Origin of the sequence: Saccharothrix sp. NRRL B-16348 (assembly GCF_001280085.1) — a bacterium.
GTDB lineage: Bacteria > Actinomycetota > Actinomycetes > Mycobacteriales > Pseudonocardiaceae > Actinosynnema.
In genome coordinates this window covers 83,222-107,731 of sequence record NZ_LGED01000035.1, presented here as the reverse complement: position 1 = coordinate 107,731, position 24,510 = coordinate 83,222, and the positions used below count along the sequence as shown (strand labels likewise).

The following is a 24,510-nucleotide window of genomic DNA, read 5'->3' as shown; positions in this document are numbered from 1 at the left end:
CGAAGCTTTTGCCAGACGAGCCTCTGGGGGTTGGCGATGGACAACAGGTCCCGACTGGTCGTGCTGCTGGGCACCCTGTGCCTGCTCGGTCCGCTGTCGATCGACACGTACCTGCCCGCGTTCCCGGGCATCGCCCAGGAGTTCGGCTCGACCGAGTCGCAGATCCAGCTGTCGCTGACCACGTTCATCATCGGCCTGTCGGTCGGGCAGCTGCTGGTGGGTCCGCTCTCCGACTCGTGGGGCAGGCGTCGGCCGCTGCTGTTCGGCATCGGCAGCTACGTCGTGATGTCGCTGTTCTGCGCGTTGGCGCCCAGCGCGTTGGCGCTCTCCGGCCTGCGGCTGCTGCAAGGGCTCGGCGTGGCGGCCGGGTTCGTGGTGGCGATGGCGGTGGCGCGCGACCGGTTCGAGGGCCTGGCGATGGCGCGGTTCATGTCGCTGATGATGTTGGTCAACAGCCTGGGGCCGGTGGTGGCCCCGGTGCTGGGCGGCCAGTTGCTGCGGTTCACCAGCTGGCGCGGCACGTTCGTCGCGCTCGCGCTGATCGGGTTGGCGCTGCTGGTCGCCCTGGCCGTCGGCCTGCCGGAGACGCTGCCGCGCGACAAGCGCCGTCCGGCGAACCTGCTGCTCACGATCAAGGTGTTCGGCGGGCTGCTGGCCGACCGCAAGTTCGTCGGCTACGCGCTCGCCTCGGCGCTGGCGCTGGGCTCGCTGTTCGGCTACGTCGCGGGCGCGTCGTTCGTGCTGCAGGGCGTGTTCGGGCTGAGCCCGCAGGAGTTCAGCCTGGTGTTCGGCGCGAACTCGGTGGCGATCGTCCTGGCCGGCCTGCTCAACACCCGGCTGACCGGCCGGATCATGCCGCGCCCGCTGCTCAAGATCGGGCTGGCGGGCGCGGCCACCGGTGGGGTCGGGCTGCTGGTCGGCGGGCTCGTCGGCGGCGGCCTGGCGACGTTCCTGCCGCCGCTGTTCGTGCTGACGATGAGCGTTGGCCTGCTCATGCCGAACGCCGGTTCGCTGGCGATGGCGCGGCACCCGGAGGCGGCGGGCAGCGCGTCGGCCGTGCTGGGCGTGACCACGTTCATGGTGGGTGGCCTGATGGCGCCGCTGGTCGGCGCGGGCGGGTCGGCGAGCGTGCTGCCGATGGTCACCGTGATGGCGGGCGCGACGGTGCTGGCGGTGATCCTGTTCGCCACCCTGACCAGGGGCGACATCGGCATCACCAGGGACACCGAACCCGCTGCCGCCCCGGCCTGAGCGCGCGGGGGCAGGGCCACGGCCCTCAGCCGCGCAGCGTGGCGAGCGGGTCGGTGTTGTCGTCGGTGAGGTCGGCGTAGTCCGTGGACAGCGACAGCTCCCGCCACTTCGCGTCCGACTCGGCCCGGGTCCGCTCCGCCTGCGCGGCGAACCGGACCGCGTCGCTGCCCAGCAGCAGGCGGACCGGCGGCTCGTCGAGGTCGGCGACCCGGAGCACGACGTCCGCCACCTTCGCCGGGTCGCTCGCGGCTCGCTCCATGAGCGTGGTCCGCAACGCGTTCACGGCGCCGACCGTCGGCTCGTACGCCGGCGAGACGGGGTGCACGGTCATGGACGAGCCCGCCCAGTCGGTCCGCATGCCGCCCGGCTCCAGCACGGTCACCTTGATGCCCAGCGGCGCGACCTCCTTCGCGAGCACCTCCGAGAAGCCGCCGACCGCGAACTTGGCCGCCTGGTAGGCGGACAGGCCCGGCGTGGCCACCCGGCCGCCGACCGACGAGACCTGGATGACGTGGCCCGAGCGCTGCTCGCGCAGCACGGGCAGCGCCGCCGCGGTGACGTTGACGACGCCGAACAGGTTGGCGTCCACCTGCGCGCGGAAGTCGTCGTCGGGCGTGTCCTCGACCGAGCCCGAGTTGGCGTAGCCGGCGTTGTTGACCACCACATCGAGCCGGCCGAACGCCGTGACCGCGGCGTCCACGGCCGCCTGCGCGGCCCGGGGATCGGTGACGTCCAGCGCCACCGCGCGGACCCGGTCGCCGTGCCGTTCGACCAGGTCGGCCAGCTGCTCGGGCCGGCGCGCGGTCGCGACCAAGGAGTGGCCGGCGGTCAGCACCTTCTCGGCGATCCGGCGGCCGAGCCCGCGTGAACTGCCCGTGACGAGGAAGACCTTGCTCATGTCCCGTTCCTAACTGACTAGTTGGTTAGCTGCTCCACCAGGTAAGCACTCCGGCTTCGAGCTGTCAACTAGACGGTTAGTCGGGTACCGTGGCCGGCATGGTTGGTGACGCGGAGGCGACCCGGCGACGACTGCTGGACGCGGCGACCGCGGAGTTCGCCGAACACGGGATCGCGGGCGCCCGCGTCGACCGGATCGCGGCGGCGGCGAAGAGCAACAAAGCGCAGATCTACCACTACTTCACCAACAAGGACGGCCTGTTCGACGCGGTGCTGAGCGAGCTGGCGCGCGACACGCTGAGGGAGGCGCCGATCGACCCGGCGAACCTGCCGGAGTACGCGGGCAGGCTGTTCGACCGCTTCGCCGAGGACCCGGTCAGGGAACGGCTCGCGAAGTGGTACCGCCTGGAGGGCGCCGGCTACGCGGCGGTCGAGGCGGTGGTGGCGAGCACGAACGACAAGCTCGCGGCGATCGCGAAGGCGCAGGACGAGGGCCGGCTCACGACCCGCTTCACGCCGGTGGAGCTGCTGGCGGTGGTCGTGCACCTGTCCGCGCTGTGGGGCTCGACGACCCCGGAGCTGGCCGGGCACGCCACCGGCATCAGCCGGGAACGCCGCCGCCAGGTCGTGGTCGAGGCGGTGGCCGCGATCCTCCGGGACTGACCGCGACGACCCTCAGTCGTCGATCGTCCAGACCAGGGTGTTGAGGTCCGTCTCCGGCCGCGAGCTCCAGCGCACCGAGAAGATGACCGTGTCCTCGGGCAGCACGTAGACGGTGTGGCCGCCGGCCGTCTCGCCCGGCTGCACGCCGATCTTGTGCGGCGGCCGGGACGACAGCGACACCGGCGCCTTGCTCACCGTCTCGCCCTTGTTGGTCATCAGCACGAGGTACATGTCGGGCAGGGCGTTGTACGGGACCTGGCCGATGTTCGCCAGCTCCGTGTGCACGACCACGGCGCGTTCGCCCTCGGCCAGCTTGTACCCGGCCGCGGTGAACAGGAAGTCCGCCGGGTCGACCACCTCGACGAGCTGGATGGTGAACCGGGCGCCCTCCAGGCCCTCGGTCTCCAACGTGCTGCCGATCTTGCCGGTGCGCGAGCGCGGCGCGGGCGCCTGGTCGCCGCGCGCCCAGCCGGACGTGCCGGGCACGCCCCAGGTGCTGACCGGCTCGGGCACGCGCACCGGACCGGACGCCGCGGGCTGCGGCCCGGTCTGCGGCTGCGCCGGGAACGGCGTGCTCGGCGGACCCTGCGGGCCGGGGTAGCCGGGGTAGGAGCCGGACGGCGTGCCGTGCACCGTGCCCGGGACGGGTGGGTACGGCCCGCTCGGGGTGCCGCGGGCGGCCTGGCCGCCGGGCCCCGAGTAGCTGCCCCACGCCACGCTGTTGGCCAGCGCCTTGCGGATGCCGTTCGGGTCGCACTCCACGCCGACGAGCAGCGGCAACCCGCTGCCGGACAACGTGATCAGCCGGGTGGCGGCCTCCCGCGGGTCCATGCCCAGCCGTGCGGCCACCTCGTGCACGGCGGCACGGCCCATCTCGGCGATCATGGCCAGGAGACGGGCGTCGACGGGGTCCGGCGCTACCACACCTCGAACGCTACCCGCCTGGGCGGATCTTCGCGTCATCGGCCCGCAGACGGCGTGTGGCGTTCACCTCGGTGCACGCGGAGGGAGGCGCGCGTCGCTCGCGGTGACGTCGGCGTGCCGCCATTCGTGTTCCGCGCACGGCGTTATAGGGTCGGGCGAGTCTCTGCCCGAGCGCTTTGTCCCGGGCCCGCTGCGATCTTCAGGGGGGTTTGGGTGTCCGACTCGTTTGTGCACCTCCACGTGCACACCGAGTACTCGATGCTCGACGGCGCGGCGAAGCTGAAGGACATGTTCGCCGAGTGCGAGCGGATGGGCATGCCCGCCGCCGCGATCACCGACCACGGCAACATGTACGGCGCGTACGACTTCTACCGGCAGGCGACCGCCGCGGGCGTCAAGCCGGTGATCGGCATCGAGGCGTACCTGGCGCCGGAGTCCCGCTTCAACAAGAAGCGCGTGCTGTGGGGCGACCCGGGGCAGAAGTCCGACGACGTCTCCGCCAGCGGCGCGTACACCCACCAGACGATCTGGGCCCGGACGAACGAGGGCCTGCACAACCTGATGAAGCTCGCCAGCCGGGCCTCCACCGAGGGCCAGCTCGGCAAGTGGCCGCGGATGGACTCCGAGCTGATCGCCGAGCACTCGGCGGGGCTGATGGCGACCACCGGCTGCCCGTCCGGCGAGGTGCAGACCAGGCTGCGGCTCGGCCACGAGAAGGAAGCCCTGGAGTCCGCCGCGAAGTGGCGCGACATCTACGGCGCGGAGAACTTCTTCGTCGAGCTGATGGATCACGGCATCGAGATCGAGAGCCGGGTCCGCGGCGGCCTGATGGACATCGCCAAGAAGCTCGCCATCCCGTTCGTGGTGACCAACGACTCGCACTACACCTACGCCGAGGACCGCGAGGCGCACGAGGCGCTGCTCTGCGTGCAGACCGGCAAGACGCTCCAGGACCCCAGCCGGTTCAAGTTCGACGGCACGGGCTACTACCTGAAGTCGCCGGACGAGATGCGCGCGATCGACTCGTCCGACGCCTGGCAGGAGGGGTGCCGCAACACCCTGCTGGTGGCCGAGAAGGTCGACACCACCGGCATGTTCGCCTTCCAGAACCTGATGCCGCGCTACCCGACGCCGGAGGGCAAGACCGAGGCGGACTACTTCCGCGACGAGGTCTGGGAGGGCATGCGCCGCCGGTTCCCGGAGGGCATCGACGAGGTCCACCGCAAGCAGGTCGAGTTCGAGATCGACGTGATCCTGCAGATGGGCTTCCCGTCGTACTTCCTGGTGGTCGCCGACTTCATCAACTGGGCCAAGGCGAACGGCATCCGCGTCGGCCCCGGCCGCGGTTCGGCCGCGGGCGCGCTGATCGCGTACGCGATGGGCATCACCGACCTCGACCCGCTGGCGCACGGCCTGATCTTCGAGCGGTTCCTGAACCCCGACCGCGTCAGCCCGCCCGACATCGACATCGACTTCGACGAGCGCCGGCGCGGCGACGTGATCCGGTACGTCACCGAGAAGTGGGGCGTCGACAAGGTCGCCCAGGTGATCACGTTCGGCACGATCAAGGCGAAGGCGGCGATCAAGGACTCCGCCCGCGTGCTGTACGGGCAGCCGGGCTACGCGGTGGCCGACCGCATCTCCAAGGCCATGCCGCCCGCCGTGATGGGCAAGGACATCCCGCTGGCGGGCGTGTTCGACCCGGCGCACAAGCGGTACTCCGAGGCCGCCGAGGTGCGCGCGCTGTACGAGACGGACCCGCAGGTCAAGGAGATCATCGACACCGGCCGCGGGCTGGAGGGCCTGATCCGCAACGCGGGCGTGCACGCCTGCGCGGTGATCATGTCCGCGGAGCCGCTGACCGACCACATCCCGGTCTGGAAGCGCCCGCAGGACGGGTCGATCATCACCCAGTTCGACTACCCGACGTGCGAGACGCTCGGCCTGCTGAAGATGGACTTCCTCGGCCTGAGCAACCTGACCACGATCGACGACGCGCTGAAGAACATCGCGCTCAACGGCAAGGGCGACGTGGACATCACCACGGTCTCCCTGGACGACCGCAAGACCTACGAGCTGCTGGGCCGCGGCGACACCCTGGGCGTGTTCCAGCTCGACGGCGGCGCCCTGCGCGACCTGCTGCGCCTGATGCGCCCCGACAACTTCGAGGACGTCTCGGCCGTCATCGCGCTGTACCGGCCGGGTCCGATGGGCGCGAACTCGCACACGAACTACGCGCTGCGCAAGAACAAGCAGCAGGAGATCGTGCCGATCCACGAGGAGCTGCGCGAGCCGCTGGCCGAGATCCTGGACACGACGTACGGCCTGATCGTGTACCAGGAGCAGGTCATGGCGATCGCGCGGAAGGTGGCGGGCTACTCGCTGGCCCAAGCGGACCTGCTCCGCCGCGCGATGGGCAAGAAGAAGAAGGAGATCCTCGACAAGGAGTACGAGGGCTTCGAGGCGGGCATGGTCGCCAACGGCTACTCGCCCGAGGCGATCAAGACGCTGTGGGACATCCTCGTCCCGTTCGCGGACTACGCGTTCAACAAGGCGCACTCCGCCGCGTACGGCCTGATCGCGTACTGGACGGCGTACCTCAAGGCCAACTACCCCGGCGAGTACATGGCCGCGCTGCTCACCACGAACTCGGACAACAAGGACAAGTCGGCCATCTACCTGGCCGAGTGCCGTCGGATGGGCATCACCGTGCTGCCGCCGGACGTCAACGAGTCCGAACGCGAGTTCGTCGCGGTCGGCAACGACATCCGGTTCGGCCTCGGCGCGATCCGCAACGTCGGCGCGAACGTGGTCGACGCCATCATCAAGACCCGCAAGGAGAAGGGGAAGTTCGCCGACTTCTCCGACTTCCTGCGCAAGGTCGACGTCCAGGCGTGCAACAAGAAGGTCGTCGAATCGCTGATCAAGGCGGGCGCGTTCGACTCGCTCGGCCACCCGCGCAAGGGCCTGCACATGGTGCACGTCGAGGCGGTCGACGCGATCATGCTGACCAAGAAGGAAGAGGCGCGGGGCCAGTTCGACCTGTTCGGCGACGGCGCCGGTGACGACGGCGCGAGCGTGTTCGACGTCAAGATCCCGGACGAGCACTGGGAGTCCAAGCACCAGCTCACGCTGGAGCGGGAGATGCTGGGCCTGTACGTGTCCGGCCACCCGCTCAACGGCGTGGAGCAGGTGCTGAGCTCCTACTCGGACACCACGATCCCGCGCATCCTGGAAGGCGACGTGCCGGACGGCACGCAGGTCACGCTGGGCGGCATCCTCGCGACGGTCACCCGACGGGTGAACAAGAACGGCGAGCCGTGGGCGTCGGCGATGCTCGAGGACCTCGCCGGCGGCATCGAGGTGCTGTTCTTCCCCAAGAGCTACATGGTGCACGGCATGTCCGTCGCCGAGGACGCCATCGTGCTGGTCAAGGCACGCGTGGCCAAGCGGGAGGACCGGATCTCGCTGATCGCCAACGACCTGGTCGTGCCGGACCTGTCGGAGCTGGGCGCGCAGGCGTTGCGGCTGAAGGTGGCCGCCTCGCGCTGCGATCCGAAGCTGGTGACGTCGCTGAAGGAAGTCCTCTCCGCGCACCCCGGCACCACCGAGGTGCACCTGAACCTGGTCATCAACAGCAGCCGCAACACGTTGCTGAAACTGGACGACGCGCTCCGGGTTACGCCCACGCCGTCCCTTATGGGCGATTTGAAGGCTCTGCTCGGACCGGGGTGCTTGGGCTGATCGGGTGACAAACTCCGCAATCGGGGACAAGAGGAAGCCTCGGATCGTTTGAGTGAACAGGGTTAACTCAAACGAGGAGGGGATCCCTGTGGGGGAGAAGATCGCCGGTCTCGACGTGCTCGGCGAGGAGTACTTCGCCGATCCGCACGCCTACCACGCCGTGCTGCGCGAGCAGGCGGCGGCGACGCAGATCGTGCTGCCGCGCGGCACGAAGGCGTGGCTGGTCACCCGGTACGAGGAGGCTCGGTCGGCGCTGGCCGACCCGAGGTTCAGCAAGCACTGGGAACGGTTCCCGGAGGTGATGGAGCTCAACCGGGTCGAAGGGGGCGACGCTCCCAAGTTCGACGAGTCCCTGGTGCAGCACATGCTGAACATGGACCCGCCGCACCACACCCGGCTGCGCAAGCTCGTCACCAAGGCGTTCACCGCCCGGCGGGTCGAGCAGCTCCGGCCGCGCATCCAGGAGATCACCGACCGGCTGCTGGACGAGGCGGGGGAGAAGGGCGACGTCGACCTGGTGGACGCGCTGGCGTTCCCGCTGCCCATCACGGTGATCTGCGAGATGCTCGACGTGCCGATGGACGAGCGGGACGAGTTCCGCGTGTGGTCCAACATCCTGGTCGCCGGCAACGGCGAACCGGAGCAGCTCCAGCAGGCGGGCGCCCAGATGGCCGGCTACCTCGCGAAGCTGGTCGAGCACAAGCGGACCGCGCCCGGTGACGATTTCTTCTCGGCGCTGGTGCAGGCCGACGAGGACGGCGACCGGCTCGACCCCATGGAGCTGATCGCCATGGCGTTCCTGCTGCTGGTCGCCGGGCACGAGACGACGGTGAACCTGATCACCAACGGCGTGTACCACCTGCTGCGCAACCCGGAGCAGTTGGACAAGCTGCGCGCCGACCGGTCGTTGCTGCCCGGCGCGGTCGAGGAGTTCCTGCGCTTCGAGAGCCCGGTCAACCAAGCCACGTTCCGCTACACCAACGAGGACGTGCCGCTGGGCGACGTCGTCATCCCGAAGGACAGCGTGGTGGTGGTGTCGCTGTCCGGCGGCAACCGCGACGCCTCCCGGTTCCCGGACCCGGACCGGCTCGACATCACCCGGCAGTCCGCCGGGCACCTGGCGTTCGGGCACGGCATCCACTACTGCCTGGGCGCGCCGCTGGCCCGGATGGAGGGGGAGATCGCGATCGGGACGCTGCTGGACCGGTTCGACGTCGCCCCGGCGGCCGAGCTGGACACGCTGGAGTGGCGGGCGGGCACGCTCATCCGCGGGCTGCAGACGCTGCCGGTTAGCCTGACGCCTCGTGGAGCGCGATGAGCTGCTGAAGCTGGACCAGGCGCACGTCTGGCACCCGTACGGCCCGATGCCGGGCACCCACGAGCCGCTGGTGGTCTCCTCGGCCGAGGGTGTCCGGCTCCGGCTGGACGACGGGCGCGAGCTGGTCGACGGCATGTCGTCGTGGTGGGCCGCGATCCACGGCTACCGGCACCCCGTGCTCGACGAGGCGCTGCGCGACCAGCTCGGCCGGATGAGCCACGTCATGTTCGGCGGCCTGACCCACGAGCCCGCGGTGGCGCTGTCCGCGCGGCTGGTGGAGATCACGCCCGAGCCGTTGCAGCACGTGTTCCTGTGCGACTCGGGGTCGGTGTCGGTCGAGGTCGCCATCAAGATGGCGTTGCAGCACTGGCGCTCGCAGGGGCGGCCGGAGAAGCGGCGGCTGCTCACGTGGCGCCGCGGGTACCACGGCGACACGTTCCAGCCGATGGCGGTGTGCGACCCGGAGGGCGGGATGCACGCGCTGTGGCGCGGCGTGCTGCCGGACCAGGTGTTCGCGTCCGCGCCGCCGCGCGACCTGGAGACCGCGTACGTGCAGGAGCTGGCGGACCTGATCGAGGCGCACGCCGGTGAGCTGGCCGCGGTCATCGTGGAGCCGGTGGTGCAGGGCGCGGGCGGGATGCGCTTCCACGACCCGCGCTACCTGCACGTGCTGCGCGAGCTGACGCTGGCCAACGACGTGCTGCTGATCTTCGACGAGATCGCCACCGGCTTCGGCCGCACGGGCGAGCTGTTCGCCGCCGACCACGCCGGGATCAGCCCGGACATCATGTGCCTCGGCAAGGCGTTGACCGGCGGTTACCTGTCGATGGCCGCCACGCTGTGCACGTCACGGGTGGCGGACGGCATCTCGCGGGGCGAGGTGCCCGTGCTGGCGCACGGACCCACGTTCATGGGCAACCCGCTGGCCTCGGCGGTGGCGCTGGCGTCGACCGACCTGCTGCTGGCGCAGGACTGGCGGTCGTCGGTGCGGCGGATCGAGGCCGGGCTGCGGTCGGGCCTGGCGGACGCGCCCGGCGACGTCCGGGTGCTCGGCGCCATCGGCGTGGTGCAGCTGGACCGCCCCGTGGACATGGCCGCCGCCACCGCCGCGGCCGTCGACCACGGCGTGTGGCTGCGGCCGTTCCGGGACCTGATCTACACCATGCCGCCGTTCATCAGCACCGACGACGACGTGGCGACGATCGCCGCCGCCGTCGTGGCGGCGGCCGAGGCGTCACTGGCGCAGGAGGGTTGAGCCCCAGATCAGCAGGAGCGTCGCGTAGGCGACGCAGATCCAGCCGACGGCCTGGTTGCTCGGCTCCTTCTTGTGCCCGAACAGCTTGTTGACCAGCAGCCACCAGCCCAGCGCGACCACGCCGAGGGCCACCGGCGTGAGGATGGTGCCGTACGCGCCCGCGTACACGCCCGCCCAGAAGTCCACCGGCAGCCGGATGCCGTTGGCGTAGCCGCTCGGGAACAGCACCACCGCGACCGCCGACCACACCCACGCCACGGCCTGGAGGCGCTTCTTCGTCGCCGGCTTCGCGGTGTCGTGGTTGATGGCGACCACGCCCCACGCCATGAACGCGCCGCCGCCGAACAGCCAGCCGACCACGGTCGACACGACCGGCATCCGGCCGACCGCCTCGCCCAGCGCCGGGAAGATCGAACCCCACAGCAGGAAGTGGAAGCCGACCACCGATGCGGTGACACCCAGGACGATGAGGGTCTGCACGCCGCCGTGCTGCCGCTGGAACCAGTTCTTCTCCCGCGCCTGCTTCGCCGGCTTGGTGGTGGTGCGGACCGACGAGTCGTCCCGCTCACGCTGAGAATCCCGCTGGCGCTGCTTGCGCCTACCGTTCTTGCCCACGTCAGCCTTCGACCGCGGCGGCCAGCTCGGTGTTGGTCGGCTCCACCAGGACCCGGCCGTCGGGCAGCACGATCACGGGGATGTTCTTGCGCCCGCCGGCGAACTCGACGGCCTTGTCGCGGGCCGCGTCGTCCTGCTCGACGTCGATGTCGGTGAACGGCACTTCGTGCTCCCGCAGCCATGCCTTGGCCCGCCGGCAGTCGCCGCACCAGTTCGCCCCGTAGAGAACGATCTCACTCATAGCGGTGACTGTAGAACGCGGAGGACCGCAACGCTCCGTATAGGCCTAGGGTGAGTGGCCGTGAGCGTCCTCGTGATCACCGGCACGGGCACCGAGGTCGGCAAGACCGTGGTCGTCGCCGCCCTGGCGGCCCTGGCCGCGGCCGACGGTCGGCGGGTCGCCGTGCTCAAGCCCGCGCAGACCGGCGTCGCCGACGGCGAGCCGGGCGACCTGGCCGAGGTGGCGCGCCTCGCCGGCTCCGTCACCACCCGTGAGCTGCGCCGATACCCGGAACCGCTGGCACCGGCCACGGCCGCGCGCCGGTCCGGGCGGCCCACGTTGCACCCCAGCGAGGTCGCCTCGGCGGCCGTGGCGCTGGACGAGACGCACGACCTGGTGCTGGTGGAGGGCGCGGGCGGGCTGCTGGTCCGGTTCGACGACGCGGGCTCGACCATCGCCGACGCGGCGTGGGCGCTCAACGCGCCGGTGCTCATCGTCTCGCACCCGGGCCTGGGCACGTTGAACATGACCGCGCTGACCGCCGAAGCCCTGCTGCGCCGCGGCCTGGAGTCCGTCGGCGTGGTGGTGGGCCGCTGGCCCGCCACACCCGACCTGGCCACCCGCACCAACCTGGTCGACCTGCCGGAGGCCGCGGGCGCGCCGCTGCTCGGCGTGCTGCCGGACGGCATGGCGGCGCTCGGGCGGTCCGAGTTCGTGGAGCGGGCCAGGGAAGGCCTGTCGCCGTGGTTCGGCGGCACGTTCGACCCGGAGAAGTTCGCCGCGCCGCACACCTGCTGACCCCGGCTGCACCGAACCAGTGACGCACATCGCTGGGTAGGCCGACGGCCGGTGCGGCAGACTGCACGGCGGACCACCGCCGGAGTTGACGAGGAGTCGTTGTGACCGCAGCCCCCGAACAGGTCGATGTCCTCGGCGTAGCCCGCGAGCAGGTGCTGGAGCAGGGCGTCGGGCTGTCCGAGGAGCAGGTGCTCGAAGTACTGCGGCTGCCCGACGAGCGCATCCCCGAGCTGCTGGAGCTGGCGCACGCGGTGCGGATGCGCTGGTGCGGCCCGGAGGTCGAGGTCGAGGGCATCGTGTCGCTCAAGACCGGTGGCTGCCCCGAGGACTGCCACTTCTGCTCGCAGTCCGGCCAGTTCCCGTCACCGGTGCGCTCGGCGTGGCTCGACATCCCCGGCCTGGTGCGGGCGGCCCGGCAGACGGCCGAGACCGGCGCGTCCGAGTTCTGCATCGTCGCCGCCGTGCGCGGGCCGGACAAGCGGCTGCTGTCGCAGGTGCGCGACGGCATCAAGGCCATCCGCGAGGACGGCAACGACATCCAGATCGCGTGCTCGCTCGGCATGCTCACCCAGGAGCAGGTGGACGAGCTGGTGGACATGGGCGTCCACCGCTACAACCACAACCTGGAGACGGCCCGCTCGCACTTCCCGAACGTGGTCACCACGCACTCGTGGGAAGAGCGGTGGGACACGCTGAAGATGATCCGCACGGCGGGCATGGAGGTCTGCTGCGGCGGCATCATCGGCATGGGGGAGACGCTGGAGCAGCGCGCGGAGTTCGCCGTGCAGCTCGCGGAGCTGGAGCCCGACGAGGTGCCGCTGAACTTCCTGATCCCCAACCCGGGCACCCCGTACGAGAACTACCCGGTGGTCGAGGGCCCCGAGGCGCTGCGGACCGTCGGCGCGTTCCGGCTCGCCCTGCCGCGCACGATCCTGCGCTTCGCCGGCGGCCGTGAGCTGACCTTCGGCGACCTCGGCGCCAAGCAGGGCATGCTCGGCGGCGTCAACGCGATCATCGTCGGCAACTACCTGACCAACCTCGGCAGGCCGGCCCAGCAGGACCTCGACATGCTGACCGAGCTGTCCATGCCGATCAAGGAACTGAGCAAGACCCTGTGACGAGTGGGCTGGGTGCTGTGGCGTACTGCGGTTTTTGCGGCAAGGCGAGCGCGGAGGCCGACCACTCCGCGTGCGCGTCGCGGCTGGGCGTGATCGACCCGCCGCGGTTCTGCGCGGAGTGCGCGCGCCGGATGGTCGTGCAGGTGACACCCGCCGGGTGGACGGCCACGTGCAGCCGTCACGGCGAGATCACCTCCGCGCGGTAACCTGCCCTGCATCTGGTCACGGGTGCAGGGAGGTCGTCGGGTGGCGGAGCAACCGGTGGACGAGCGGGCGACGCCCGTTCGGGTGCCACCCGCGCCGGCGTTCGAGTACTACTACGTGGTGCGACGGCCGCAAGTCGTGGTGAAGCGCGACCTGCTGCCCGCGTTCTCCGTGCTGTCGGTGATCTCGCTGTTCGGGCTGCCCGCGGGGTGGCTGTGGGCGAGGCTCGCGCCGCCGCAGAACGTGGTGGCGCAGCAGGACGGCTCGCTGATCCCGGTGACCGGCGAGAGCTACCATCGGCTCGACGGGCTGATGCTGTTCGTGCTGATCGGGCTGGCCGCCGGGCTGATCACGGGCATCGCGGTGTGGCTGCTGCGGGAGCGCCGCGGCCCTGTGGTGATGCTCGCGGCCACGCTCGGCGCGGTCGTGGCGGCCTACCTGGCGCAGCTGACCGGCATCGGCTCGGCGGGCAGCCGGTACGCCGTCGACGCCGCGCCCGCGGTGGGTGACGTGATCGCCTTGGCCCCGGTGCTGGAGACGTGGTGGGGCTTGCTGGCGTGGCCCTTGGGCACGGCGCTGGCGTACGGCTGCCTGGCCGCGTGGAACGGTCTGGACGACCTCGGTCGCCGGCTCGGCTAGCACCCGGTCAGAGCCGGTAGGCCAGGTCCGGGACGTCGGTGACGAACATGTGCCCCGGCGCGTGGGTGATCGCGAACGGCGGTTTCGACGCCATCACGGCCGCCTGCGGCGTCACGCCGCACGCCCAGAACACCGGCACGTCGCCCTCGTGCGGCTCGGTGCGGTCGCCGAAGTCCGGCCGGTCCAGGTCGTGGATGCCGAGCGCGCCCGGGTCGCCGACGTGGACGGGCGCGCCGTGGACGGCGGGCATCCGGGCGGTGACCTCCGTGGCGACGGCGATCAGGTCGGCCGGGATGTAGCGCAGCGACACCACCATCGGGCCGTGCAGGCGCCCCGCCGGGCGGCACTCCCGGTCGGTGACGTACATCGGCACGTTGCGCCCTTGCTCGACGTGCCGCAGCGGGACGTTCGCCCGCTTGAGCGCGGACTCGAACGTGAAGCTGCACCCGATGAGGAACGCGACCAGGTCGTCGCGCCAGTGCCCGGAGGCGTCGGTGGGCTCGTCGACCAGCTCGCCGTGCTCCCAGATCCGGTAGCGGGGCACGTCGCGCATCAGGTCGGCGTTGCCCGCGAGGAACGTCGTGGTGCCGCCCTTGTCGGTGACGTCGAGGACCGGGCACGGCTTGGGGTTGCGCTGGGTGAACAGCAGCACGTCGTAGGCCCAGTCCTCGGGCACCGCGATGAGGTTGGCCTGCGCGTAGCCGTCCGCGAGCCCGGCCGTCGGCCCTTGGTGCCCCCGGCGCACCTGTGCCGGTGTCATCGTCGTCATCGCAGCTCGACCCCTTTCGTCTCGGGGAGGCCGAGCAGGGCGACGACGGCGATGCCGTAGGCGACCGCGCCGAAGATCATCGCGCCGCCGACGCCCATGCCCTGCGCCAGGAAGCCCACCACGGCGGGGAAGAACGCGCCGACCGCGCGGCCGAAGTTGTAGGTGAAGCCCTGGCCGGTGCCGCGCAGCTCCGTCGGGTACAGCTCGGCGAGGAACGAGCCGAAGCCGCTGAAGATCGCCGACGTGGTGAACCCGAGCGGGAACGTGACCAGCAGGATCAGGCCGTTCGCGCCCGGCGGGATGGTGGTGAACAGCACGATGAGGATCGCGCTGAGCACGGCGAACAGGGTGAACGTGCGCTTGCGGCCGAGCAGGTCGGTCAGGTAGCCGCCGGTGACGTAGCCCGCGAACGCGCCGCTGATGAGCAGCGCCATGTATCCGCCGGTGCCGACCACGCTGAGGCCGCGTTCGGTCTTGAGGAACGTCGGCACCCAGCTGGCCAGCGTGTAGTAGCCGCCCTGGACGCCGGTGGCGAGGAGTGCGGCGAACATCGTGGTGCGGCCCAGCTTGCCCCGGAAGACGGCCCTGAAGCTGCCCTTGACCGGGCTGGTCCCGAGCGCTCGCTCGGCCCTCGGCGCGTCCTTGACGTTGCGGCGGACGTAGAAGACCAGGAGCGCGGGGATCGCGCCGGTCCAGAACAGCACCCGCCAGGCCGCGTCCTGCGGCAGGAAGCTGAACACGGCGGTGTAGACGATGACGCTCAGGCCCCAGCCGACGGCCCACGAGCTCTGGATGAACGCGACCGTCCGGCCCCGGTACTGCGGCTTGCAGTACTCGGCGACGAGGATCGCGCCCGCCGCCCACTCGCCGCCGAAGCCCAGGCCTTGGAGGGCGCGGAACACCATCAGCATCTCGTAGCTGGTGGCGAAGCCGCACAGGACGGTGAAGACGGCGTAGGTGATGACCGTGATCATCAGGGTGCGCACGCGGCCGATGCGGTCCGCGAGGATGCCCGCGATCGCGCCGCCGAGGGCGGAGACGACCAGGGTGACGGTGTTGAGCAGGCCCGCTTCGCCCGTGGTGAGGCCGAAGGAGGCGGTGATGGCGAACAGGCTCAAGGGGAGGACCTGGAAGTCGTAGGCGTCCAGGCCGAAGCCGCCGAACGCGCCGACGAACGCCCGCTTGCCGTTGCGGCCCAGGGTGTGGAACCAGGCGAACGGCCCTTGGCCTTCCTTGGTGGTGTCGATGTCCGTGGTGCTCATGTGGGTCACCTCGCAGCCGTGAGGGTGTGCCGTGGCCCACACGGTAGGGGATTGTTGAACAATCCCACTAGAGAGCAATAGGACGAATCAACACGTCCGCCAACTGGTGGGCCGCGCGCCCATGGTCGGTTCTCGCCGTCGTCCCGCGCGCCCGGCCTCGGGGTCGGTCCACGTGAGCCGTCTTCGACTACTCAGCGTAACTGTCATTTTTTGTTCCGGCGGCAGGCTCCGGCGTTGTCGCACGAGTTGCTCGCCACTTCCTTGAGAATCATCTGACCGCAATTCCGGCGAAACGCGGAAAGGTCCCCACGCCTGAATGACGTGGGGACCGCTCCGATCATCGGTCGAACGGGTGGTGCGATCAGCAGGGGTGACCGGTGTAGTAGGCGTTGTCGATCGCCTCGTCACCGAGCAGTTGGCGGAGCCTGCACAAACCGCGACTGGTCTGACTGGTGACGGTGCCCCGCGTGCAGCCGAGCACCCGTGACGTCTCCTCGATGTCCAGGTCGGCGCAGAACCGCAGGAAGATGATCTGCCGCTGTCGTTCCGGCAATCGGCAGAGCGAGTGGAACACCGGGCCGTCCAGCGCCGCGGAGCCCAGGGCGGCCCCGTCGCCCGCGGGTTCCTCCGGCAGCTCGGGGCCCAACACCTCCCGCTTGACCGCGGCCTTTCTGCGGGTGTCCACGAACACGCTGTTCAGCACTCGCTTGAGGTATCCGCGCAGCTCCTCGGGTCTTTCGACGGTGTGCCACCTCCGGTACATCCTGACGAACACCGACTGCGCCAGGTCTTCCGCCTCGTGCGGATCGCCGCAGAGCGCGTACGCCTGCCGCACCAGCCATCGGCGGTACTCGGTGAAGAACGTGTCGAAATCTGCCATGCATTCCCCCAGCAGGATCCCGGCCCGCCGGAACCGCCGTGACAGCCACCGCGGTGTGCCGGCGTGGCATTCAGGGCAGCCTCGTCCACCGGAATCGACGGGACGAGGTCGAGCCGAGCGGAAACTGTCGCGCGCTCTTTTCGTGGCGCGCGGCCCGCGACTCGAAGCCTGCCCGAAAGTGCCCGAGGACGTCTATGTCCCGCATGGTCGACCGGGTGCGGGAGGCGATTCCACGCGTGCCGCCGCGCACGCTCCGTGACCGGCTGTTCCCGCGGGTGTCCCGCTGGCGGGAGATGCGCACGGGCCGATCAGGGCGCTCGGTGGAGGTCGGTCTCGCGTCCCGGTCGGCGAGCGGTCAGCTCGGGGGTGTGGAGCGGGAGGTCACGCGTCGACCGCGCTCCTCCGGTCGTACCCCGGGTAGAACTGCCGGATGAGCCGGGACGTCTCGGCGTAATCGAGTTGGCCCGACGTGGGCTGGTGGCCGATGAACGTGTAAGTCAACCGCGAACCGAGCGCGGGGAAGAAGATCCGGGACGCGGTGCCGATCTCGCCCATGGCGATCACGACCATTTCCTGGTCGTCCCCGGAATTCACCAACAATGACGCAAGAGTCTTCACGTCGGCGCCGGTCCTCGCCATCGTGGAAATCTTCACGATATCCGCACCGGCCTCTTTCGCCGCACGGACGACAGCGTCGAGTTCGCCGATGTCGGGAGTGCGGTCGAAATCGTGGAACGAGACGATCGCCAGCGCGTCGTGAGCGTGCGCGGCGGCGATCACGTCCGCCACGACCTCACTCGACGACAGCTCGACGTCCACGGCGTCCACCAGGGGTGCGACCTCGCGGAACAGCTCCAGTCGCGCCGCCTCGCCGCCGTTCCACCCGCCGCCCTCCGCCGCCGAGCGCACGGTCGCCAGAACGGGCAGCCCCTCGAACGCGCGCACCTGCTCGAGAACGTGCCCGACATCGGTTCGCGAGAACCGGTCGATGCGCAATTCGGCCACGTCGACCCCGAGGGAACGCGCTTCCGCCGCCGCCTGCGCACTGTCGTCGTCTGCGAAGCTCACCGCGATCAACGGGAGGTCGAGCCCGAGCAGCGCACGCATGGCGTTCATTCGCGGTATGTTACACCGCCCGCGTGGCCGGTCAGTTGCGATGAGGCAGGTGGCCCAATTCCGACAACGGCGCGGGCACGGCGCTCAACGCGTCGAGAATGCCCGCCTCGCGGTGCAGCACTTTCCGCACCATCCGCAGCCGCCGGGCGGGTGACGTCTCCTCCAGCAGCCGCTGCCGGTCCTCCAGCGTCAGCAGGCAGTCGCCCGCCAACGCGTACGCCAGGTCGGCCAACGCGGTGTCCGGACCGGGTGGCCGCCGGCCCACGCTCTGGTACGCGGCCTGCCGGTACCGCCCGTGCGCCGCCCGCGCGCTCTCCGCCAGCAGCGGCAGCACGGCCTCGACCTCCGGCGGCGCCGCGGTGTCCGGCACCCACTGCACCGACGCGACCAGGTACGGCGCGCTGTCCTCGTCCACGTCCAGCAGCCGGAACCGCCGACCGCCCTTCGTGGTCAGGTCGTACCGGCCGTCCGGCAGCCGCCGCGCCTCGCCCAGCACCGCCGTGCACCCGATGTCGGACAACGCCTCGACGTTCTCCGCGCCGACCTCCCACCCCTGCTTGATCGACACCACGCCGAACGTCCGCTCCGGCACCGCGCCCGTCACCAGGTCCACGGTCAGCTGCCGGTACCGCGGCTCGAAGACGTGCAACGGCAGCGACGCCCCGGGCAGCAGCACGGTGCCCAGCGGGAACAGCGGGAGCGTCGTCGTCACGGACCCAAGCTACGGGCGGACGGCGGCCTCAGCACGGCGAACGGGTCCGTGATCCGCATTTCCCCCGACACGAACCGGAACAGCGCCGCCGGCCTGCCACCGGACGGCCCCGGCTGCACGGTCCCTCCGGTCGGCTCCAGCAGGCCCCGCCGTGACAGCACGCGTTGCAGGTTGGTCGCCGACACCTTGTACCCGAGGGCCGCCGAGTACAGCGAGCGCAACGCGGAGATGGTGAACTCCGGTGGCGCCAGCGCGAAGCCCAGGTTCGTGTACGACAGCTTCGACGCGAGCCGGCTGCGGGCACGGCGGCAGATCGCCTCGTGGTCGAACGCGGTCGCGGGCAGCGCGTCCACCGGGTGCCAGGCCGTGTCCGACGGCACCAGCGGGTCGATGTGCGACGGCACCAGGCCGAGGAACGCGGTCGCCACCACCCGCGGCCCGGGCACCCGCGCGGGGTTGCTGAACACGGCCAGCTGCTCGACGTGTGACAACTGTCGCACGTCGACTTTTTCGGCCAGCTGACGGCGGATCGAGGCCTCGACGTCCTCGTCGTCGCCGAGTCCGCCACCGGGCAGTGACCAGCGGTGAGCGTGCGGTTCCCGAGCGCGCTCCCACAGCATGACCTGGAGTGATCCGGCTCTCACCTGGAGCACCGCGGCCAGCACCTCATGTCCCGCTAGACCCACTCGGCTGATACTATCGGCCACGTTTTCGACCGTTAGGCGAAAACCTGGCTCAAGGGAGGAACCCATGGTCGCTACCGCCTACGTGGAGCGAACCTCGGACGGCGCCTACGACGGGATCGCGCCGGACGCCGCATGGCGGGACGAGGTGCTGGAGCTGGCGCGCGAGCGGGACGCGGTCATCCTGGCGCACAACTACCAGCTGCCCGAGATCCAGGACATCGCCCACCACACCGGTGACTCGCTGGCGCTCAGCCGCATCGCGGCCGCGAGCGACGCGTCCACCATCGTGTTCTGCGGCGTGCACTTCATGGCCGAGACGGCCAAGATCCTCGCGCCGCACAAGACCGTGCTGATCCCGGACGAGCGGGCGGGCTGCTCGCTGGCCGACTCGATCACCGGCGAGCAGCTGCGCGAGTGGAAGGCCGAGCACCCCGGCGCGGTCGTCGTCTCCTACGTCAACACCACCGCCGAGGTGAAGGCGGAGACCGACATCTGCTGCACGTCGTCGAACGCGGTGGACGTGGTGAAGTCGATCCCGGCCGACCGGGAGGTGCTGTTCCTGCCGGACCAGTTCCTCGGCGCGCACGTCAAGCGCGAGACGGGCCGGGAGAACCTGCACATCTGGGCGGGCGAGTGCCACGTCCACGCGGGCATCAACGGCCCGGAGCTGGCCGAGCGCGCGGCGGCGAACCCGGACGCCGACCTGTTCATCCACCCGGAGTGCGGCTGCGCCACGTCGGCGCTCTACCTCGCGGGCGAGGGCACCGTCCCGGCGGAGAAGGTGAAGATCCTCTCGACCGGCGACATGATCACCGCCGCGCGGCGGACCAGCGCGAAGTCGGTGCTGGTGGCGACCGAGATCGGCATGCTGCACCAGCTGCGCAAGGCCGCGCCGGAGATCGACTTCCGGGCGGTGAACGACCGGGCGTCGTGCCGGTACATGAAGATGATCACCCCGGCCGCCCTGCTGCGGGGCCTGCGGGAGAACAAGGACGAGGTGCACGTGGACCTGGAGACGGCCCGCCGCGCCCAGGGCGCGGTGCAGCGCATGATCGAGATCGGGCAGCCCGGCGGCGGCGAGTGACTACACCTCGGTGGGAGGCCCGCGCCGACCTGCTGGTCGTCGGCACGGGGGTGGCCGGTCTGACGGCGGCGCTGCGCGCGCGTGAGCTGGGGCTCCGGGTCCTGGTCGTGACGAAGGCGGCAGGCGAGGACGGCAACACCCGGTGGGCGCAGGGCGGCGTGGCCGTCGTGCTGCCCGGCGAGCACGACGAGGGCGACACGGTCGACGCGCACGTGCGCGACACGCTGGTCGCCGGCGCCGGGCTGTGCGACGAGGCCGCGGTCGAGGCGATCATCGCCGGTGGCCCGGCCGCGGTGGCGCGGTTGCGCGAGCGGGGCGCGGTGTTCGACGCCGCGCCGACCGGTGGGCTGGCCCGCACGCGGGAGGGCGGGCACAGCGCGTTCCGGGTGGTGCACGCGGGCGGTGACGCGACCGGCGCGGAGGTGGAGCGCGCGTTGCTGGCGGCGGCGTCCGACGGGCGGGTGCCGGTGCTGGAGCAGCACGTCGCGGTGGACGCGGTGCGCACGCCGCTCGGCCAGGTGTGCGGCCTGCTGGTGCTGGACGGCAACGGGGTGCCCGGCGTGCTCAGCGCGCCCGCCGTGCTGCTGGCCAGCGGCGGCCTCGGCCAGCTCTACCAGGCCACGTCCAACCCGGAGGTGGCCACCGGCGACGGCCTGGCGCTGGCGCTGCGTGCGGGCGCGCTCGCGGCGGACGTCGAGTTCGTCCAGTTCCACCCGACCGTGCTCTACACCGGGCGTGGCGCGCGTGGCCGCTGCCCGCTGGTCACGGAGGCGGTGCGCGGCGAGGGCGCGGTGCTGGTCGACGCGACCGGCGCGCGGGTCATGCGCGGCGTGCACCCGCTGGAGGACCTGGCACCGCGTGACGTGGTGGCCGCGGCGATCACCCGGCACATGGCGGGCGCTCCCGGCGGCGTGGACGACCACGTGTTCCTCGACGCCACGGGCATCTCCGACTTCGCGCGCCGGTTCCCGACCGTGCACGCGGCCTGCCTCGCGGCGGGGGTCGACCCGGCGGGCGAGCCCATCCCGGTGGCGCCCGCGGCGCACTTCGCGTGCGGCGGCGTGGTGTCCGCTGTGGACGGACGAACGGGCGTGACCGGCCTGTACGCGGCGGGCGAGGTGGCCCGCACGGGCCTGCACGGCGCGAACCGGCTGGCGTCCAACAGCCTGCTCGAAGGCCTGGTCGTCGGCACGCGGGCGGCCGAGGCGGTCGCGGCGGACCTGGCGCTCGGCGTGCTGGCCAAGCCGTCGGCGTCGGCCGCGGTGGAGCTGCCGACGGCGCCGGTGGCCGACCGGGACTCGTTGCAGCGCGTCATGTCCCGGTACGCGGCGATCGGCCGTGACGCCGAGGGCCTGGCCGTGGTCGGGTCGGTGCTCGACCTGTCCACTGTGGACCGCAAGTTGGACGGCAGGCAACTGGTCGAGGACGCGGCGCTCACCGTGGCGGCGCGGGCGTTGATCGCGGCGGCGGCGGAGCGCGAGGAGTCGCGCGGCTGCCACGTGCGGACCGACTTCACCGAGCGGGACGACGCGCGGTGGCAGCGGAGCCAGGTGGTCCGGCTCAACCCGTCCGGTCAGCCGGTGCTGGCCGATCCGGTGGTGGCGAGGGGAGTGGCATGAGCACCGAAGACCTGCTTGCGGGGTCGAGCATCGGGCTCGATCCGGACGACGTGCGGCGCGTGATCGCGACGGCGTTGGAGGAGGACCTGCGGTACGGCGCGGACGCGACGACCGAGGCGACCGTGCCCGCGGACGCGGTGGCCGTGGCGGAGCTGACGCCGCGCGCGGCCGGGGTGCTCGCGGGCATCCCGGTGGCGCTGGAGGTGTTCCGACAGGTCACGGACGTGGAAGTGCTGGAGGAGCGGCGGGACGGCGACAAGGCCGTGCCGGGCGAGCCCGCGCTGGTGCTGCGGGGCCCGGTGCGCGGCCTGCTCACCGCCGAGCGCACCGCGTTGAACCTGCTGTGCCACCTGTCCGGCGTGGCCACGCTGACCGCCGCCTGGGTGGACGAGGTCGCCGGCACCAAGGCGCGCGTGCGCGACTCCCGCAAGACCCTGCCGGGGCTGCGGCTGCTGGAGAAGTACGCGGTGCGCTGCGGCGGCGGCGTCAACCACCGGCTCGGCCTCGGCGACGCGGTGCTGATCAAGGACAACCACGTGCGGGCCGCGGGCTCGGTGCGGGCGGCGTTGGCCGCCGTGCGCGCCCACGCGCCGCACCTGCCGTGCGAGGTCGAGGTCGACTCGCTCGACCAGTTGGACGAGGCCGTCGCCGAGGGCGCGGAACTCGTGCTGCTGGACAACTTCACCGCCGCCGAGTGCGCGGAGGCGGTGCGGCGGGCGGGCGGTGTCGCGCTGGAGGCGTCCGGCGGGCTCACGCTGGACGTGGCCAGGGCCTACGCCGAGACGGGCGTGGACTACCTGGCCGTCGGCGGGCTCACGCACTCCGCCCCGGCGCTGGACCTGGGGCTGGACCTGCGGTAGTCGTCGAACGGAAGAGGGAACGCGCCCGCACCCGGGGCACAGGCGCGGGCACGCCCTGTTCAGGAGTCGCGCCGCTTGATCTGGTCGTCGCGCTCCACGTCCACCCGTTCCTTGCGGACCTCACCGTGGACGCGCTCCTGCTCGGTGACGGTCTGCTTGTCCAGCCGGACCTTCTCCACCGGCCGGGTCTTCTTCTCCACCACGGGCTCCTGCCGGCGGAGGGTGACCTCGGCCTCGGCCTCCTCGTCGGTGAACGCGTGGCTGGTCGGCGCGCCCTCGGCGGGCTCGCGCACCACGCGGACCTCTTCGTGCGTCACCGGCACCGTCATGTCCTTCTGCTCGGTCACGGTGTGCTTGACCAGGCGCACCCGCCCGGCCTCGACCTCGCGGGTGCCGACGTCGAGCTCTTCCTCGTAGCGGGTGACCGAGTCGCCCGTGCTCGCCTCGTGGCGGCCGCGCTTCCCGGTGGCGGGCTGTCCCGCGGCGGCCTGACCGGCGGTGGTCTGGCCGCGCATGGTGCCGCGTCCTTCGGGCCGCGTCTCACCGGGCATCCCGCCGCCGCGCATCTCGCCGCGGGTCAGCCCGGACGTGTGGCCGGCGGCGGGCATGGGCTTGGTCTCGGTGCGCCCGCGGTTCGGCAGCCGGTCGTGGTCGCCGGTGCGGTGCGTCGGGATCATGCCGTAGTACTCGTACAGCTCGTCCTGCTGCCGGTCGGACATGTGCTGGTCGGACACGTCGATCCGCGGCGCGTCCTTGACCTGCTGCTTCTCCACGGGCACCGTGACGACGCCCTTGCCCATGGTCGCGTCCTGGATCGGCACGAACGACTCCTTGAGACCGAACAGGCCGGTGTGCACCGAGGCCCACATCGGCCGCCCGTCCCGATCATCGAGCCACACCTGTTTGACCGTGCCGATGCGCTCACCGTGCTCGTCGATCACTTCGCAGTCGTACAGGCGGTCCACTTCGGCCTGGTTGATCATGGCCGGGTCCCCTTCGCGTGTCGTGTTACGTCCCGCAAAGGGCTTCCCGGCTCGAAGGGCCACCTATTCGGCTGCCACCCGTTCGTGTTAGGGAAGGTCGCCCGAAAGAGATTCAGAGTCGGCGATTCGCCAGGACTGGCAACGCATCCCTCGCCCGCGTGACACTCTCGGTGTCCACTTCGGTCAGGATCAGCCCCGGCTCGCCGGCCAGCTGCTCGACCACCTCGCCCAGCGGCGACGCGACCGTGCTGTAGCCGACACCCGTCGGCGCGCCGCCGTGGTCGACCCGGGGATCGGCCTGGCCGCACGCCAGCACCCACGACGTGCAGTCCAGCGCACGCGCGCGCACCAGCAGCTCCCACTGCTCGCGCTTGCCCGGCCCCGAGCCCCACGACGCGCACACCAGCACGGCCGTCGCGCCCCGGTCGGCCAAGGCCCGGAACAGCTCCGGGAACCGCACGTCGTAGCAGGTGGCCAGGCCGAACGTGACCCCGTCGACCTCGACGGCCACCGGCGCGGAGCCGGGCGCGACCGTGCGCGACTCGGTGAACCCGAACGCGTCGAACAGGTGGATCTTGTCGTAGCCGACGTGGTGGCCACCGCCCGTGACCAGCAGGGTGTTCGTCACCCGACCGTCGGGCGAGGGCGTGAACATGCCCGCCACGACGACCACGCCGTGCTCGTCGGCGATGTCCCGCACGGCGCCCGCCCACGGGCCGTCCAACGGCTCGGCCACCGGGCCGAGGGGCACGCCGAACCGGCACATCGTGGCCTCCGGGAACACCACCACGCGCGCCCCGCCCGCCGCCGCGCGCGCGGTTTCCGCGCGCACCAGGTCGAGGTTGGCCGCCGGGTCGCTGGACGAGGTGATCTGGCAGAGGGCGACACGCATG

The 24,510-nt window shown here is 71.3% G+C and carries 24 protein-coding genes; 12 read left to right on the top strand and 12 right to left on the bottom strand.

Annotated features, from left to right (window positions below; genetic code table 11):
* The first annotated feature begins 36 nt into the window (after window positions 1-36).
* Complete coding sequence (locus tag ADK67_RS06830) at window positions 37-1,251, top strand: multidrug effflux MFS transporter (RefSeq protein ID WP_053715518.1); 1,215 nt, start codon at window positions 37-39, stop codon at window positions 1,249-1,251.
* A gap of 25 nt (window positions 1,252-1,276) precedes the next feature.
* Here ADK67_RS06830 and ADK67_RS06825 read toward each other — a convergent pair whose 3' ends face one another.
* A complete protein-coding gene (locus ADK67_RS06825) occupies window positions 1,277-2,149 on the bottom strand; it encodes an oxidoreductase (RefSeq protein WP_053715517.1) in 873 nt (290 codons plus the stop codon).
* Window positions 2,150-2,247: 98 nt separating this feature from the next.
* Between ADK67_RS06825 and ADK67_RS06820 the strand changes: the two genes are divergently transcribed.
* Window positions 2,248-2,811 (top strand): TetR family transcriptional regulator, encoded by a 564-nt coding sequence (locus ADK67_RS06820; RefSeq protein WP_053715570.1) that lies wholly within the window; start codon window positions 2,248-2,250, stop codon window positions 2,809-2,811.
* A gap of 12 nt (window positions 2,812-2,823) precedes the next feature.
* On the opposite strand, the gene ADK67_RS06815 is transcribed toward ADK67_RS06820, so the two are convergent.
* Window positions 2,824-3,735: an AsnC family protein gene (locus ADK67_RS06815; protein WP_197289316.1), complete on the bottom strand. Its 912-nt coding sequence runs from the start codon at window positions 3,733-3,735 to the stop codon at window positions 2,824-2,826.
* Window positions 3,736-3,948: 213 nt separating this feature from the next.
* Between ADK67_RS06815 and dnaE the strand changes: the two genes are divergently transcribed.
* From dnaE to ADK67_RS06800, 3 genes are all read left to right on the top strand, one after another.
* On the top strand, window positions 3,949-7,479 hold the full coding sequence (gene dnaE / locus ADK67_RS06810) for a DNA polymerase III subunit alpha (protein ID WP_053715515.1): 3,531 nt from the start codon (window positions 3,949-3,951) through the stop codon (window positions 7,477-7,479).
* Between the two features lie 82 nt (window positions 7,480-7,561).
* Window positions 7,562-8,797: a cytochrome P450 gene (locus tag ADK67_RS06805; protein WP_053715569.1), complete on the top strand. Its 1,236-nt coding sequence runs from the start codon at window positions 7,562-7,564 to the stop codon at window positions 8,795-8,797.
* Window positions 8,784-10,052 (top strand): adenosylmethionine--8-amino-7-oxononanoate transaminase, encoded by a 1,269-nt coding sequence (locus ADK67_RS06800; protein WP_053715514.1) that lies wholly within the window; start codon window positions 8,784-8,786, stop codon window positions 10,050-10,052. Before ADK67_RS06805 ends, ADK67_RS06800 begins: the two co-directional genes overlap by 14 nt.
* On the opposite strand, the gene ADK67_RS06795 is transcribed toward ADK67_RS06800, so the two are convergent.
* Complete coding sequence (locus ADK67_RS06795; RefSeq protein ID WP_053715513.1) at window positions 10,032-10,667, bottom strand: hypothetical protein; 636 nt, start codon at window positions 10,665-10,667, stop codon at window positions 10,032-10,034. The two genes, ADK67_RS06800 and ADK67_RS06795, sit on opposite strands and share 21 nt — an antisense overlap.
* A 1-nt stretch (window position 10,668) precedes the next feature.
* On the bottom strand, window positions 10,669-10,908 hold the full coding sequence (locus tag ADK67_RS06790; protein WP_053715512.1) for a glutaredoxin family protein: 240 nt from the start codon (window positions 10,906-10,908) through the stop codon (window positions 10,669-10,671).
* A gap of 60 nt (window positions 10,909-10,968) precedes the next feature.
* Between ADK67_RS06790 and bioD the strand changes: the two genes are divergently transcribed.
* The 4 genes from bioD to ADK67_RS06770 all read left to right on the top strand — a co-directional run bounded on the left by bioD (window position 10,969) and on the right by ADK67_RS06770 (window position 13,646).
* Window positions 10,969-11,685 (top strand): dethiobiotin synthase, encoded by a 717-nt coding sequence (gene bioD, locus ADK67_RS06785; protein ID WP_053715568.1) that lies wholly within the window; start codon window positions 10,969-10,971, stop codon window positions 11,683-11,685.
* 101 nt (window positions 11,686-11,786) lie between these two features.
* On the top strand, window positions 11,787-12,803 hold the full coding sequence (gene bioB / locus ADK67_RS06780) for a biotin synthase BioB (protein WP_053715511.1): 1,017 nt from the start codon (window positions 11,787-11,789) through the stop codon (window positions 12,801-12,803).
* Window positions 12,800-13,009 (top strand): biotin synthase auxiliary protein BsaP, encoded by a 210-nt coding sequence (gene bsaP / locus ADK67_RS06775; protein WP_230570186.1) that lies wholly within the window; start codon window positions 12,800-12,802, stop codon window positions 13,007-13,009. The genes bioB and bsaP overlap by 4 nt, the downstream gene beginning before the upstream one ends.
* 40 nt (window positions 13,010-13,049) lie before the next feature.
* Window positions 13,050-13,646, top strand: a complete 597-nt coding sequence (locus tag ADK67_RS06770; RefSeq protein ID WP_063797519.1) for a DUF2567 domain-containing protein — start codon at window positions 13,050-13,052, stop codon at window positions 13,644-13,646.
* Window positions 13,647-13,653: 7 nt separating this feature from the next.
* On the opposite strand, the gene ADK67_RS06765 is transcribed toward ADK67_RS06770, so the two are convergent.
* The 6 genes from ADK67_RS06765 to ADK67_RS06740 all read right to left on the bottom strand — a co-directional run bounded on the left by ADK67_RS06765 (window position 13,654) and on the right by ADK67_RS06740 (window position 19,071).
* The gene (locus ADK67_RS06765) at window positions 13,654-14,406 is read right to left on the bottom strand and encodes a putative hydro-lyase (RefSeq protein ID WP_053715565.1); all 753 of its coding nucleotides are present in this window, start codon (window positions 14,404-14,406) and stop codon (window positions 13,654-13,656) included.
* A gap of 5 nt (window positions 14,407-14,411) precedes the next feature.
* A complete protein-coding gene (locus ADK67_RS06760; RefSeq protein ID WP_053715510.1) occupies window positions 14,412-15,677 on the bottom strand; it encodes an MFS transporter in 1,266 nt (421 codons plus the stop codon).
* 361 nt (window positions 15,678-16,038) lie between these two features.
* Entirely contained in the window at window positions 16,039-16,557 is a 519-nt protein-coding gene (locus ADK67_RS06755; RefSeq protein ID WP_053715509.1) for a SigE family RNA polymerase sigma factor, read from the bottom strand.
* A 381-nt stretch (window positions 16,558-16,938) separates the two neighbouring features.
* The gene (gene aroD / locus ADK67_RS06750; protein ID WP_197289315.1) at window positions 16,939-17,664 is read right to left on the bottom strand and encodes a type I 3-dehydroquinate dehydratase; all 726 of its coding nucleotides are present in this window, start codon (window positions 17,662-17,664) and stop codon (window positions 16,939-16,941) included.
* Between the two features lie 40 nt (window positions 17,665-17,704).
* Window positions 17,705-18,385 (bottom strand): LON peptidase substrate-binding domain-containing protein, encoded by a 681-nt coding sequence (locus ADK67_RS06745; protein WP_053715507.1) that lies wholly within the window; start codon window positions 18,383-18,385, stop codon window positions 17,705-17,707.
* Complete coding sequence (locus ADK67_RS06740; protein ID WP_269435982.1) at window positions 18,382-19,071, bottom strand: NUDIX hydrolase; 690 nt, start codon at window positions 19,069-19,071, stop codon at window positions 18,382-18,384. The genes ADK67_RS06745 and ADK67_RS06740 overlap by 4 nt, the downstream gene beginning before the upstream one ends.
* Window positions 19,072-19,135: 64 nt before the next feature.
* Here ADK67_RS06740 and nadA point away from each other — a divergent pair, with 64 nt between their 5' ends.
* Genes nadA through nadC form a run of 3 tightly spaced genes read left to right on the top strand, consistent with a single transcriptional unit; the run spans window position 19,136 to window position 22,634 of the window.
* Window positions 19,136-20,155 (top strand): quinolinate synthase NadA, encoded by a 1,020-nt coding sequence (nadA, locus tag ADK67_RS06735; protein WP_053715506.1) that lies wholly within the window; start codon window positions 19,136-19,138, stop codon window positions 20,153-20,155.
* Entirely contained in the window at window positions 20,152-21,774 is a 1,623-nt protein-coding gene (locus ADK67_RS06730) for an L-aspartate oxidase (RefSeq protein WP_053715505.1), read from the top strand. The genes nadA and ADK67_RS06730 overlap by 4 nt, the downstream gene beginning before the upstream one ends.
* A complete protein-coding gene (gene nadC, locus ADK67_RS06725; RefSeq protein WP_053715504.1) occupies window positions 21,771-22,634 on the top strand; it encodes a carboxylating nicotinate-nucleotide diphosphorylase in 864 nt (287 codons plus the stop codon). The genes ADK67_RS06730 and nadC overlap by 4 nt, the downstream gene beginning before the upstream one ends.
* A gap of 59 nt (window positions 22,635-22,693) precedes the next feature.
* On the opposite strand, the gene ADK67_RS06720 is transcribed toward nadC, so the two are convergent.
* Window positions 22,694-23,617 carry a DUF2382 domain-containing protein gene (locus ADK67_RS06720; protein WP_053715503.1) on the bottom strand — a complete coding sequence of 308 codons (924 nt, stop codon included), beginning with the start codon at window positions 23,615-23,617 and terminating at the stop codon, window positions 22,694-22,696.
* Between the two features lie 112 nt (window positions 23,618-23,729).
* A complete protein-coding gene (locus ADK67_RS06715; protein WP_053715563.1) occupies window positions 23,730-24,509 on the bottom strand; it encodes a carbon-nitrogen hydrolase family protein in 780 nt (259 codons plus the stop codon).
* Between the last annotated feature and the right edge of the window lies 1 nt (window position 24,510).